This is a genomic window from Arthrobacter sp. Hiyo1 (genome assembly GCF_001263615.2).
GTDB lineage: Bacteria > Actinomycetota > Actinomycetes > Actinomycetales > Micrococcaceae > Arthrobacter.
The window spans coordinates 603,947-616,611 of record NZ_DF952469.1; the positions used below are offsets into that span (position 1 = coordinate 603,947).

At 62.0% G+C, this 12,665-nt stretch carries 14 protein-coding genes and 1 pseudogene; 7 read left to right on the top strand and 8 right to left on the bottom strand.

Annotation, left to right across the window (positions count from 1 at the left end; all coding sequences use genetic code 11):
• On the top strand, nt 1-398 hold a 398-nt coding region (locus AHiyo1_RS07200; protein WP_148667495.1), incomplete at its 5' end, for an HNH endonuclease signature motif containing protein.
• 82 nt (nt 399-480) lie between these two features.
• Nucleotides 481-1,235, top strand: a pseudogene (locus AHiyo1_RS07205) (ArsR/SmtB family transcription factor).
• 27 nt (nt 1,236-1,262) lie between these two features.
• Here AHiyo1_RS07205 and AHiyo1_RS07210 read toward each other — a convergent pair.
• Both AHiyo1_RS07210 and AHiyo1_RS07215 read right to left on the bottom strand, forming a co-directional pair.
• Nucleotides 1,263-1,616, bottom strand: coding sequence for a GNAT family N-acetyltransferase (locus AHiyo1_RS07210; RefSeq protein ID WP_059388095.1), 354 nt, complete (start codon nt 1,614-1,616; stop codon nt 1,263-1,265).
• Nucleotides 1,617-1,726: 110 nt separating this feature from the next.
• On the bottom strand, nt 1,727-2,551 hold the full coding sequence (locus AHiyo1_RS07215; protein WP_113990616.1) for a pullulanase X25 domain-containing protein: 825 nt from the start codon (nt 2,549-2,551) through the stop codon (nt 1,727-1,729).
• 566 nt (nt 2,552-3,117) lie between these two features.
• Here AHiyo1_RS07215 and AHiyo1_RS24155 point away from each other — a divergent pair.
• A complete protein-coding gene (locus AHiyo1_RS24155; protein WP_148667456.1) occupies nt 3,118-3,558 on the top strand; it encodes a hypothetical protein in 441 nt (146 codons plus the stop codon).
• Between the two features lie 61 nt (nt 3,559-3,619).
• Here the strand turns inward: AHiyo1_RS24155 and AHiyo1_RS07225 are convergent, their stop codons facing one another.
• Entirely contained in the window at nt 3,620-4,642 is a 1,023-nt protein-coding gene (locus AHiyo1_RS07225) for an adenosine deaminase (RefSeq protein WP_059388098.1), read from the bottom strand.
• Between the two features lie 142 nt (nt 4,643-4,784).
• Here AHiyo1_RS07225 and AHiyo1_RS07230 point away from each other — a divergent pair, with 142 nt between their 5' ends.
• Nucleotides 4,785-5,690, top strand: coding sequence for an MSMEG_6728 family protein (locus AHiyo1_RS07230; RefSeq protein WP_059388099.1), 906 nt, complete (start codon nt 4,785-4,787; stop codon nt 5,688-5,690).
• 9 nt (nt 5,691-5,699) lie between these two features.
• Here AHiyo1_RS07230 and AHiyo1_RS07235 read toward each other — a convergent pair whose 3' ends face one another.
• The 5 genes from AHiyo1_RS07235 to AHiyo1_RS07250 all read right to left on the bottom strand — a co-directional run bounded on the left by AHiyo1_RS07235 (nt 5,700) and on the right by AHiyo1_RS07250 (nt 8,878).
• Nucleotides 5,700-5,882, bottom strand: coding sequence for a hypothetical protein (locus tag AHiyo1_RS07235; RefSeq protein WP_059388100.1), 183 nt, complete (start codon nt 5,880-5,882; stop codon nt 5,700-5,702).
• Complete coding sequence (locus AHiyo1_RS24160; protein ID WP_148667457.1) at nt 5,875-6,504, bottom strand: hypothetical protein; 630 nt, start codon at nt 6,502-6,504, stop codon at nt 5,875-5,877. The genes AHiyo1_RS07235 and AHiyo1_RS24160 overlap by 8 nt, the downstream gene beginning before the upstream one ends.
• Nucleotides 6,505-6,796: 292 nt before the next feature.
• A complete protein-coding gene (locus AHiyo1_RS07240) occupies nt 6,797-7,399 on the bottom strand; it encodes an EAL domain-containing protein (RefSeq protein WP_084784396.1) in 603 nt (200 codons plus the stop codon).
• On the bottom strand, nt 7,315-8,166 hold the full coding sequence (locus AHiyo1_RS07245) for a PAS domain S-box protein (protein ID WP_059388102.1): 852 nt from the start codon (nt 8,164-8,166) through the stop codon (nt 7,315-7,317). The genes AHiyo1_RS07240 and AHiyo1_RS07245 overlap by 85 nt, the downstream gene beginning before the upstream one ends.
• A 124-nt stretch (nt 8,167-8,290) precedes the next feature.
• On the bottom strand, nt 8,291-8,878 hold the full coding sequence (locus AHiyo1_RS07250; protein WP_059388103.1) for a PadR family transcriptional regulator: 588 nt from the start codon (nt 8,876-8,878) through the stop codon (nt 8,291-8,293).
• A 142-nt stretch (nt 8,879-9,020) separates the two neighbouring features.
• On the opposite strand from AHiyo1_RS07250, the gene AHiyo1_RS07255 reads away from it, so the two are divergent.
• The 3 genes from AHiyo1_RS07255 to AHiyo1_RS07265 all read left to right on the top strand — a co-directional run bounded on the left by AHiyo1_RS07255 (nt 9,021) and on the right by AHiyo1_RS07265 (nt 12,584).
• Nucleotides 9,021-10,112 (top strand): aromatic ring-hydroxylating dioxygenase subunit alpha, encoded by a 1,092-nt coding sequence (locus tag AHiyo1_RS07255; protein WP_059388104.1) that lies wholly within the window; start codon nt 9,021-9,023, stop codon nt 10,110-10,112.
• Between the two features lie 38 nt (nt 10,113-10,150).
• Nucleotides 10,151-11,161: a PDR/VanB family oxidoreductase gene (locus tag AHiyo1_RS07260; RefSeq protein WP_059388105.1), complete on the top strand. Its 1,011-nt coding sequence runs from the start codon at nt 10,151-10,153 to the stop codon at nt 11,159-11,161.
• 139 nt (nt 11,162-11,300) lie between these two features.
• The gene (locus AHiyo1_RS07265) at nt 11,301-12,584 is read left to right on the top strand and encodes an MFS transporter (protein ID WP_059388106.1); all 1,284 of its coding nucleotides are present in this window, start codon (nt 11,301-11,303) and stop codon (nt 12,582-12,584) included.
• Nucleotides 12,585-12,665 lie beyond the last annotated feature (81 nt).

Consider the following 12,665-nt stretch of genomic DNA (forward strand, 5'->3'; position numbering starts at 1 on the left):
TCCACCCCACAGTCATCCGCAAGATCGCCTGCGACGCGGACATCATCCCCGTCCTGCTCGGCAGCGACAGCCGCGTCCTGGACATCGGCCGCACCACCCGCATCTTCCCGCCCCACATCCGCAAAGCCATCATCGCCCGCGACCAAGGCTGCGCCTTCCCCGACTGCACCATCCCCGCACCCTGGTGCGAAGCCCACCACATCACCTACTGGTCCAACCAAGGCACCACCGGAACCGACAACGGCACCCTGCTCTGCAGCCACCACCACCACGTCATCCACAAAGAACACTGGACCATCACCCTGGACAACGGCACCGCATGGTTCAAACCACCACCCCACCTCGACCCCCGCCAAACACCCCGCCGCAACCACCACTTCAGACCCATCCGGACATAAACCCGCCCACGCAGGAAATGCGCCGGACCCAGTCCGCCAAAATCCGTTGACATGTGACCAAATGGTCACCTATTCTGAATGCATGGACGCCGTCTTCAAGGCACTTTCCGACCCCACCCGCAGGGATCTGCTCGACGAGCTGTTCCGCGAGGACGGGCAGACGCTCAGCGCGCTTGAAGCACGGTTCGACATGACCCGTTTCGGGATCATGAAGCACCTCAAGATCCTTGAGGAAGCCGGGCTGGTTGTGACCCGCCGTCGTGGTCGCGAAAAGCTCCACTACCTGAATCCGGTACCCATCAGGCTCGTCCACGACCGCTGGGTGAGCAAATATGCAGAACCATGGGCCGCTGCGTTGAGCGACCTCAAGACCAGATTGGAAAGTCCCGTGGAAAAGATCTTCGAAATCTACATCAAGACCACTCCGGAGCGGCTCTGGGAAGCCATCACGGACAGCGACACCCGCAGCAAGTACCAGTTCGGCAACACCCACACTGCCGACTGGACGCCGGGCGGCCACTACGAGATGCACAATCCCAAGGCGAACGGAATGGTCCTGGGCGAAGGCGAAAACGTGGAGGTCGATCCCCCGCGCCGGCTCGTGCAGACCATGCGCGCGCTCTGGGGTGAGGACGTCAAAGCCGAGGCACATCACGCGTCACGTGGGAGATCGAACCGGTCGGCGATTCCTGCCACCTGACCGTCACCCACAGCGACCTCCGCGAAGGCGGCAACGACCAGATCTACGGCGGTTGGCCGATGATCCTCTCCGGCCTCAAGACCTGGCTGGAGACCGGCGAAGTCCTGACGACTCCCGGTTCATTGATGTATTCGTGAGGCTCGACGGCGGCGCGACCCGCCGCTTTAGGCCCTGGCAGCGGGGACGAGGGCCGCGTTGAGGTACTCCAGGTGCGCCAGCGTCGGGGCAGTAACGTTCGCCGCGTACTCCGGGTGCTTGGTGAGGAACTTCTTGATGAAAGGGCACACCGGCACAATCCGGAGTCCCTCGCTCATGGTCTCGTTCAGGGCCACCTCGGCGAGCCTGCCCGCAAGCCCTTGTCCGCCGAACTCCTCGTTGATCACGGTGTGGTAGAAGATCCGCTGAGGGGACCCGCCGTCGTCGTACGCCTTGTACGCCGCCTTCCCGATGACGTGGCCGTCAACGAGCACCTCAAAGCGTTCGCGGTCAACGTTGTGGCGGAAAGTGGCATCGGTCATCGCTAGCTCCTCGGTTAGGTTCTGTTGACCTACCCTAACCTCGGAGCCTGGGCGCTTGTTCCCAAGTTTTCTCCAAGTCGCATGTGGACTTGGAGACGTGGGAGAACCGGCTAAGCCGTGACGATGTCGCGTGTGGCGTGGTCGTACGTGAAGGTGACCTTGCCGCCGTCGTGCTTTAGCTCGTGGTTGGCACCGTCACGTGCGCCGAACGCGCCGTAGTTCTCGTCCCACGAACGGTTCAGCGCGATCTTGTACGTGTAGAAACCGGCAGGCAACGTGGCGGCGAGGGTCCACACCTTGCGACGGGCGTTGAACTTCATCTGCACCTCGTCGTACTGCGGGGCCCAGTCCTCCGGCGCGCCGAGAATCGTGTTGAAGTCACCAGCGATCGCGACGGCGGACGGCTGCTCGAGCTTCTCGACGGCGGCAGCCGCTTTGGGTGCTGCAGCTTTCTTGGGCGTTGCCTTGGCGGCGGGGGCCTTCGTTGCCGCAGCTTTGGCAGCAGGTGCCTTTTCCACTGCGGGAGCCTTCTTGGCCGCGGTCTTCCTGGCGGGAGCCTTCTTGACGGGAGCTGTGGGAAGCGGGGTATCTGCCGGGACGGGGATGCCCTCAGTCAGCGCCGTGACGAACTCGTCCGGCTTGGCGAAAGCGACCGTGGCACGCAGGCCGTCGTCGGTGATGGTCCAGCCTGAACGGCCCTTGACGAGCCAGCCAGCCTTGACCAGCTTCGCTGTCTCCGTCGTCAGGCTCTTATGGCCGCGCGGAATGCCTCCACTGAGCAGCTCACTCTCACGCTCATCCAGCGGGACACGGACAATCGCTTCTGCCAGGATCTCGCCGGCATTCAACGACTTCTCGGACCACGTTCCCTCAGCCAAGACGTCCAGGACGGTCTTGAGACGGGCACTGCTTTTTTCGACGGTGGACTTGGCCACTGGGTCTCCTTCAACGGCGAACATTCCTTCAGCAGTCTGCCAATGTTCTGTAAATTCTGGCGACTGTTCTTGGTAAACACCGTGTGTCGTGACCCACTATTACGCTCAATCGCCGGCAAGTGATGGGCGGCTCTCGGGTACCGGCCGGTAGCTGGCGCTTGGGGTACCCTCGAGGGCCTCCGGAGAGCCCCGGCTAGAATCCGCTTCCTTCCGAGCGGCGCCGTGTGCGCCGATATCCACAACCTTGCTCCTCGGCGGGCATATCCCCTCAGGAATCGGCTAGCTTAAACCCCATGGGGAAAAAGCCTATGCAAGACGAAAACGAGCAATGGACTGCCCGCGACGAGGCACTTTGGACCACCGCGGAATTGGCAGTCCTCACGATGCGCGGCCAGTTGGGGCAACGTCAGCACCTTCCAGTACCGTTCGCCCTTCGGCTGGGCGGACCCGAGGAGAGGATCGTTGCACATGGAGGGTTTCAGCTGCTCTCCTGGCATGCACCCGGTGACGGTAGTTACGCCCACAGCCACGGAATGATGGTTGCCACCGGAAGAGGTGGACTGGCCATGATGGCCGGTTTCGCCGCCGCGCAGGCTATTGGCAACGCATCACGACGCCGGCAGGCAGCTGAAATGGCCCAGCCGCGTTGGGTTCCAATCGACCACGGGACGGTCGCCGTGAGCAACTTTGGGTTTTACCTTCACTCCCCCACTGGCATCCATGCCTGGAACTGGCACAGCATCCATATGGCCTCATTGGTGGGTCCAGGGCAGCTCAGCATCGACGGAGTTTCGGAGAATGGCCCGATCAAGTGGATCCTTCACTCTGATTGGGCCGAACTCGTCTTCATGCTCTGGGCGTCCGTCTGTAATCCGACCCATCCCCAGATGACCGACCGGACATGGCTCCCCCAGGATTGGATGACCAAAGCCATGGTGCATGCAATGAGCAATCAAGGCTATCCAACTCACTTCGCGTTTCAGGAAGTGGTCCGGGAACTTCGATAGGGCTGGTGGGCCGACAGCGAGGGCTTAGCTCCGCGCAGCGCGGTGATCGACCCGCGACCGACTAATTGATGGCAGCCTTCTCCCACTCCGAAACCTCGGCCAGCAGCTCAGCCTTCCGGGCCTCGTCCGCGAACGACGAACGCACCGAGTTCGCGGCCAGGCGTGCCCGGTCCGCAATGGACAACCGGTGCACGGCGACAAGCTGCTCGAAGTTGTCGTCCACATAGCCGCCAAAGTACGCGGGATCGTCCGAGTTCACGCTGACATTCAGCCCGGCTGCCAACATCGCAGGCAAAGGGTGATCAGCCAAGGTGTCCACCGCGCGCAGCCGGACGTTGGACAAGGGACACACGGTCAACGGAATCTGGCCTGCCACCAACCGTTCCACCAGAGCCGTATCTTCCATGCAACGGATGCCGTGGTCGATCCTCTCCGCGCCGAGCAGATCGAGGGCCTCGTAAATATACGAAGCCGGGCCTTCCTCGCCCGCGTGCGCGATCCGTCGCAGTCCGGCCTCCGCCGCGCGGCGGTATAGTCGCTCGAACTTCGACGGCGGATTGCCCACCTCAGCCGAGTCCAGGCCGATGCCGGCAATCGGCGCCTTCATGGTTAGAAGCTGCTCCAAAACCTCCAGCGCAGATTCCTCGGACATGTCCCTCAAGAACGCGGCAATCAGGAGCGTCGAGACGCCGAAGTCCTCTACCGACGTCGCGAGCGCGGACGCCACACCGTTCACGCACGTCTCGAGGGCCACGCCGCGCGAGATGTGCGCCTGCGGATCCATCATGACCTCGACGTGCCGCACGCCACCGGCCGCGGCACGTGCCAAATAGGCCCTGGTCATGTCCGCGAAATCCTGCTCGGTGCGCAACACGGCCATGTTGGCGTAGTACAGATCAAGGAATGACTGCAGATCCGTGAACTCGTACCTTGCGCGCAGCTCGTCCAAATCCGCGTACGGAAGCTCAATCCCGTTCCGTTCCGCGAGCGCGAAAATCAGCTCGGGCTGAAGCGTCCCTTCGATGTGTAGGTGCAGTTCGGCAACCGGAGGTGCCGCCGTCGTCGATTCGCCAAAAGTTTCCACTCGACAAGACTAGGACGAATACTGGACGCGCCCCATCTGAGCGCCCGGCAAACAGCGATCAAAGGGCGCCAATAACACGAGCGAGGGGAAGGCCACACCGCGTCAACTTGGATCTACGCCGTTCGGCCCCCAAACTGAAAGGATGCAGACCTTCCTCCCGTTCCCCGATTTCAAGCAAAGTGCTGCCGTCTTGGACACCGCAAGGCTTGGCAAGCAGCGTGTCGAAGCACTGCAGATCCTTCGCGCACTGGTGATCCCCGAGTTCGGCCGGCCCTCCCACCCCGCTATCCGCATGTGGATGGGCTACGTTCCCGCGCTCACCCTCTACGGCCTGGCCATGGTGGACGAATGGGTCGCCCGCGGCAATCCGGACAACACCCGCTCCAGCATCACCGAGTTCGCACCCCAGGCAGCCCACCCTGACTACGCCTCCAAGATTCCTATGCCGCCGTGGCTGGGCGACGCCGATTTCCACCTGAGCCACCGCTCCAAGCTGCTCCAAAAGGAGCCCCGCTTCTACGCCGAGCTCTTCCCGGACACTCCGAACGACCTCGAGTACCTCTGGCCCGAGCCCAGTCACGAGTTCATCCCCGAAGACCCCTACGACGACTTCATCTGGGTGCTTCGCGCTCCGGTGGGCGACGTCGAACCCGAGAAGATCGACAAAGTGGGGATGCCGGCAGCAGGCAAGGCGAAGGCCGCGAACAGTGAGGGCGACGGCTACCAATTCGTTTATGCCTCGGAAACGTCCCGCCGTCCGGGCAAGACCGCCCGCAAAGCCCCGAAGCAGCTGGTGAAGAAGCCCACGCGCAATCGCCAGCGCCAAGATGAGGCCTTCCGGACGCTCCCCGGCAACACGCCAGTTCTCGTCCCCATCGAGGGCGGCGCCAAGTTTGCCTTGGGCAAGATCCACGGACGACCGATCACCCTGGAAGACGGCCGTTTCGGTCGCAACTTCGAGGTCACCAAGATCATCGACCGCTCGGACTTCGACTACCCGGCCTTGTTGCAGGATCCGCGGGCGTTCTTCCCGATTCCGGCACCATAGCGGCTCGAGCTAGACGTTCTGCCGACGGACGAGCGCCCGCATAACCAAGATCTCGTAGGCCACCAAGGCGACAACCCACATGTAGTCATACCAGCGGGCGTCGAATCGAACGAGCAACGCCAGCAGCCCGAGCGCTGCAACCAACTGGGTCGTGATGATGGCCGACCAAGGCGTTGTTTTCACCTTATCCACAAGAAATGACCACCCCTCCTGCCGCGAAAAGGACACCCGCACCGTAGGCGGCCCAACCGATTGCTCCTATCGGTCCCATAAGAGACACGATTACACCAAACCCTGCATACGCGCATCCTATTGACACCGGTCCGCCACGGGGAATCAGATCGGGGTTGTAGTGTGCAACATGGCGGCCCGAGATGTAGGTATCAAGCCATCCGTGACAGGCTAGGATCTCCTTGCCGTTCCATCCTATGGTGGCTCCGTTATAACCCGTGCAGTAGTAGTAGTCATATCGTCCCGTCGACATAGGGGCAATGGCGCCGCCGGGTGCCTTTTTGCTTGCTAGGAAGTGGCCACCCGAAAAGTCGCCCCGCTCTTCAATCCGGATTTTTAGCGCCGCTTGCGTCTCCGAGACTTGAGGACTTTCAAGGAGCAATGCTAGACGGTTGCTATCACCGTCGAACGCCTCAGAAATCGCGGTTTGAATCTGTTCAGGTGTTTGCAACTGCGACGTTGTTTTTGGCGGCGGTGGCGCTGTAACAGTTGCCGCCATTGCGCCGCTAATTCCACCAACCAACAGAGCGGCACTTGTCACCACAACTGCAATGACGCTTCGTATTTTCTTCCCAATGCCCATTTCTCCCCCCTTTGAGTTGTAGCAAGTGAGTGACCATCGTAAGTTGCATTTGTTAGAGGAAAGTCGCGACCAGGTGCTGATAGCGCCGAATTGAGTGTTGTTTGGCGGAAAAATGAGTGTTTTTGCTTGGATGAATGAGTAGTTTCATTGAAGACGCCGTTAGGCTCCTTCGTGAATACGATGGCACTCTGGTTCCCTGGCCTGGCCGTGGGGCCCACCGCGAGGGTCCCTGCCTGAGCTTGCGAAGGCTGGGAGCCGGCGGGGACTTGCGAGGCGAGGGTGCCGATGGGGACTAGTTCGACCCGGGATTCGTCGATGTCTTCGGCTTTCCCGGGTGCTGGAGCGCCTCACCCCAGTGTGCCCAGTCCTCCGGCCGCACCGACGGTCGGCCCAGCAGGTAACCTTGCCCGGCCGTCATGCCGAGCTCGACTACCGCGCTCAACTCGGCTTCGGTTTCGATCCCTTCGGCCACCAGGGCTGCTCCGATCTCCTTCGCGAAGCCGACCATGGCCGCCCCCAGGGCCCGCTGGCCCGGGTCCGTGTCGATGCCGGCGATGATCTCCCTGTCCAGCTTGATCACGTCGGGCTTGAGGAGCAGGACGTGGCGCATGGACGCAAAGCCAGCACCTGCGTCATCAACGGCGATCCTCAATCCACGGCCTCGTAAAGGTGCAAGCGCCGCTGCGAGGGGACCATAATCCACGACGTGGTGGCGTTCCGTCACCTCGAGCACGATCCGGCCTGTCGATATTCCGGAGTCCGCGAGAATATCGGGGAGTCTCGCGTCAAGGCATGCCCGGGGTGAGAGATTCACAGAAACCGACAGCGTGGGCGGCAGCCCCTTCGCAGCCGCGAGTGCGGTCTCAAGAGCGAGGATCTCAAGCTCAACATCCAGTCCAACGGCGGTAGCTCAGCGAACAAACCCTCGGGGGAAATGCTCGGAGAGCCCGGAAACCGGGTCAAGGCTTCGGCTCCAGTGATCGAGTCTGATTCCAGGGAGCGGATCGGTTGGAACGCCGTCATCAAGGAACGCCCGGCGAGCGTCGCTTCGATCCGGCTCCTGATCTCTCCGGCAGCGAGCGTGTCCGCTGTCCCGGGATCAAGGGCCCTGCTCGTACCTTCGAAACCAGCAGGCCGTCCGGCGGCATCGCGAAGTGACCTTCCGGACACCTCGACCGGGACCTTGCTGCCATCCTTGCGGCGGCATACGGCATGGAGTCCGGACCAGCCGGCATCTGCGTCCTGGGTGGAAGCCAGCGCTTGCAGGGCCTCCGCCAGCTCGTCGGGATCAATGATCAGGCTGAAATGCCTGCCCAGTATTTCGGCAGGCTCGTACCCGGTCAATTCCGCTCCCGCCGGGCTCGAGAAGGTGAAGCGCCCATCGGGTCCTATGGCCCACAACCACTCCTTGCTGGTGGTCAGCACCGTATCCATCAAGCGGGTGGTCCGGGACGCTTCAGCGCGCTCCCGGAACTGCTGCCGCACCAAAGAAAACGACGCGAAAACCACGACGGGAACCACGAGCAACGCAATGACATCAGGAATCCAGACGGGCCAACCGAAGTTGTCCCAAGGTTCTTCGCCCAGCATCAAGGGAAGGCCTGCAGTCAAGGCAACAGCGGCCTCCAAGACGATGATGACAAGCAGCCACCATCGGGGCATGGACGCCCGAATGCTCTCCTTCGGCCCGCGCGTTCGAAACATGGCCCCCTGCCACAAGCTAACGCTGCTCATCTCCTACATGATGCTGGCTTTCACCTTATCCACAAACTGGGGTTGGATGCGGTCACGATGCTTCCTCCAGGGAGTCGATGAGAGCCAAACCGCGGCGCGCCCACTCTATTTCGGTGTCCGCGCGGGCAACCAAGCCCTCGTAGGTGAAGATCTTGTACTCCAAGGTGCGACGGCGGTCTGCGTCCGGAGTCACGGCCAGCCGTTTTCTCAGCATGACGTTCGTGCCGTTCTTCAGTTCCTGGATCATGCCTGCCCACTGCTCCCGGCGCAGCGTGTGGTAGTCGATGTGTGCCTGCATGTGGGCTCGAGCGGCGCGAGGGTCTGCCCATTCCAGGTAGGCCGCCTTGAGGTGAACGGGATCGCGCTCGCGGGAGTACTCCAGGGGCGTGTTCATCCAGTCCCGGAAGGCTGCCCGGCCTTCCGCGGTGATCCGGTATTGCGTCTTTTTGCCGCGCGGCCCCCAGGGGATTTCCTCGCCGGCCAGCAGTCCGTCCTTTTCCATCTTCCGAAGCTCGGGATAGATCTGCGAATCGGGGGCGTGCCAGACGTAGGCCACCGACGACTCGAAACGCTTGGACAAGTCGTAACCGGTCATTGGCTCAACGGAAAGCAGTGCCAGCAACGCGTACCGGAGACTCACGGATGACCCCTTTCTTAGCTCTTGCCAATAACTATATCCATAGATAGTGTGATCCAACGCACTAACTATGGAGATAGTTACTAAGACCACCCACCCGGCGGCGTCATGGTCGACGCCGAGCCGGCGACTGGAAGGAAGAGCCGTGACTGATGTCCGGACACAGAGCTCCACCACCAACAAGGTCCTCGGCTACCCGCTGAACGTCTGGTACGTCGCCGCCTGGGACAAGGAAGTGACGCGCAAGCCGATGTCGCGCAAGGTGGCCGGACGCCCACTCGCGCTGTACCGAACGGAGGGCGGCAAAGCGGTGGCCCTGGCTGACGCCTGCTGGCACCGGTTGGCGCCGCTGTCCATGGGCAAGACCCTCGCTAAGGACCAGATCCAGTGCCCATACCATGGCATCGTCTACAACTCAGCCGGACGCTGCGTCTCCATGCCGGCGCAAGAGACGATAAATCCCAGCGCTACCGTGCCGTCCTTCCCGGTGGTGGAGCGCCACCGCTATGTCTGGGTGTGGCTCGGGGACCCCACGAAAGCCGATCCGGGACTGGTTCCGGACATGCACCAGCTGGACTCCCCGGAATGGGCAGGAGATGGCGAAACCATCTACGCCCCGTGCAACTTCCAGCTGGTGCTGGACAACCTCATGGACCTGACGCACGAGGAATTCATCCACTCCTCCTCAATCGGACAAGAAGAGCTGAGTGAATCGGACTTCACGGTCACCCACGACGACGGGACCGTCACAGTGTCCCGATGGATGTTCAACATCGACGCGCCTCCGTTCTGGCTCAAGAACATGCGCGACAAGTTCCCCGGATTCGAAGGCAAAGTGGACCGCTGGCAGATCATCACCTTCCGCTCGCCATCGGTGATCAATATCGATGTCGGTGTTGCCAAGGCCGGCACCGGCGCCTTCGATGGGAACCGCAGCCAAGGGGTCAACGGCTTCGTGATGAACGCGATCACGCCCGAAAGCGACAAGTCCTGCCACTACTTCTGGGCGTTCATGCGCAACTACCGCCTGGATAGCCAGCTCATCACCACCCAACTGCGCGAGGGCGTCCACGGGGTGTTCGGCGAAGATGAGGCCATGCTCACCGCGCAGGCAGCCATCGACGCCAACCCGGACTACGAGTTCTACAACCTCAACATCGACGCCGGAGGCATGTGGGTCCGCCGGCTCATCGAACGCCAGCTCGAATCCGAAGGACGCCTGATTCCTCTCGCGTAGCGCGGAGACAGGCAAGCGCGAGACAGGTTGATATAGGCATGGCAGCAACAAACATTGAGGTCTGGCAGCTGGGAACGGTTGTCGAAGTCCGGAACGTCGCCACGGACATCCAGCGCATCGTGATAGAGCCGTCCCGGCCCAAGAAAGCCGAACCGGGCTCACACATCGACGTCATGGTCAACATAGACGGACATGAGGACAAACGCTCCTACTCCATCGTCGAGTCCAGCGAGGACGGCACCCGCTTGGCGATCAGCGTGCTGAAAGCGCCCCTATCCCGAGGCGGCTCCCTTTTCATCCACACACTCGAGCCCGGAGACCAGCTGGAGATCACGCAGCCGTTGCAGAACTTCCCGCTCCGCGTGGGCGCGGGACGCTACATCCTGCTGGCCGGGGGTATCGGCATCACGGCCATGATCAACATGGCCCGGGTACTGAGGAATCTCAACGCGGACTACACCCTCGTGTATGCGGGCCGCAGCCGCGCGGTGATGGCCTACCTGACGGAACTGCAGGAACTGCACGGGCAGAACCTCGTGGTCCACATCGATGGCGAGGGATCGCCCCTGGACGTCAACGCCCTGGTGGCCTCCGCCACGGAAGACACTGAACTGTACATGTGCGGGCCCATCAGGCTAATGGACGAAGTCCGCCGCACCTGGACCGAGCGCGGGCTCAGCTACCCCAACCTGCGCTACGAAACCTTCGGCAACAGCGGCTGGCACGATCCGGAGGAATTCATTGTCAAAATCCCGAGCCTGGGATTGGAGGTGCCGGTGGGCAAGAGCCGCTCCATGCTCGAAGCCCTTGAGGATGCCGGCGCGGACATGATGTTCGACTGCCGCAAAGGCGAATGCGGGCTCTGCGAGGTCCGGATCCTGGGGCTTCAAGGCGCCATCGACCACCGCGACGTCTTTTACAGCGCCAGGCAGAAGAACGCCACGGAGAAGATGGCCTGCTGCGTTTCCCGGGCCGTCACCTCCCCAACCGGCCTGGCGGCAGAAGCCTCCGCCGCCGGCCCGGCGGTAGTCACCATCGAGGTCTCGTGACCGCCGCCGCGGCAACGTCTTCCGTTCGCTGGAGCGCACGATACGACGAAGTATCCCTACGAAAGGTTTGCCTTGGACATTAAGCATGAGATCAAAAACTCACCCATGAGTCGCTTTCAGGTCGTGACTGATCCTGATCATGATCGACGGATTCGACGTGCTGGTCATGTCGTTCACAGCCCCGGCCCTCTCCGCAGAGTGGAAGGTCCCGCCCATCGAGCTGGGATACCTCCTCAGTGCCGGGTTGTTCGGCATGTCGGCAGGCTCCATTTTCCTGACGCCCCTCGCAGACAAGATTGGTCGCCGGAACCTGACCTTGGTGGCGCTGTCCATTATTTCGATAGGAATGATCCTGTCCGTGGGCGCGGCGGACGTCCAGCAGCTGATCGCCTGCAGGGTCTTCACCGGTCTGGGTATTGGCGGCATGATCGCCAATCTCAGCGTCATTGTGTCCGAGTACTCTTCAGACCGGCGGCGCGGCCTGGCCATGGGAATCTTCTCCGCCGGCTATCCGATTGGCGGCGCGATGGGCGGTGTCATCGCCGGGGCATTGATTGCCGGATACGGCTGGCGGGCAGCCTTTGCTTTCGGTGCCGTCATCAGCGTGGCCATGCTGGTTGCCAGTTGGTTCCTCCTTCCCGAATCCCTCGAATATCTGGCCGAGAAGGGCACTGCCAGCTCGCTTCCCCGGATCAACAGGATTCTCGGCAAAATGGGCCGCCCCCTTCTTACGGAGATCCCTCCGGCCGCTTCCTTGGAACAGATATCGGGAAGTGTGTTCAAGGAGGTGTTCGGGCCGAAGATGCTAAGCCGAACGGTCCTGATGTGGATCGGCTATGCGTTCCTCATCGCAGCGTTCTATTTCGCCAATACGTGGACACCCAAGATCATGGCCGAGGCCGCAGGCAACAACCAGATCGGCGTAACGGCCGGCATCCTTATCAGCACGGGCGGCATTGTTGGTGCCCTTGGATTCGGGATTCTTTCGACGTGGATCAAGAGCCGCCTCCTCAACACTCTCTGCCTCGTTCTGGCCGGCATTGCCTACGTCGGCTTCGCCAGTTCCTTCGGTGCTACCGGGCTTGCGTTGGCCCTGGCTGCCATGGTCGGCATGCTCACCAACGCAGGAGTGGCCGGTTACTACACGATTGTGCCTCCGCTGTATTCGGCAAAGGCCCGGGCTTCGGGATTCGGCTGGATGATCGGCGTCGGGCGTCTGGTCTCCATTGTCGCGCCCATTCTGGTGGGATATCTCATCGCAGCAGGCATGCCGCCCGTCACCATCTTCTACGTGTTTGCCGTCCCCCTGCTCCTGTCCGCCCTGTGCTGCATTGCCCTGGGACAGGTGCTTCGTCGTCAAGAAGCTGTTGACATTGCGGGTGTAGAAGAGAACGCCGTCCGGGCGACCGGAGGGGCCCTCTAGGCTACTTCCCCAGCCCGGCCCGGCGGAGTGCCTCCGCCATCGCGGTGTTGACTGGCGCCTTGGGCGCAGCCTTCCCCTGCG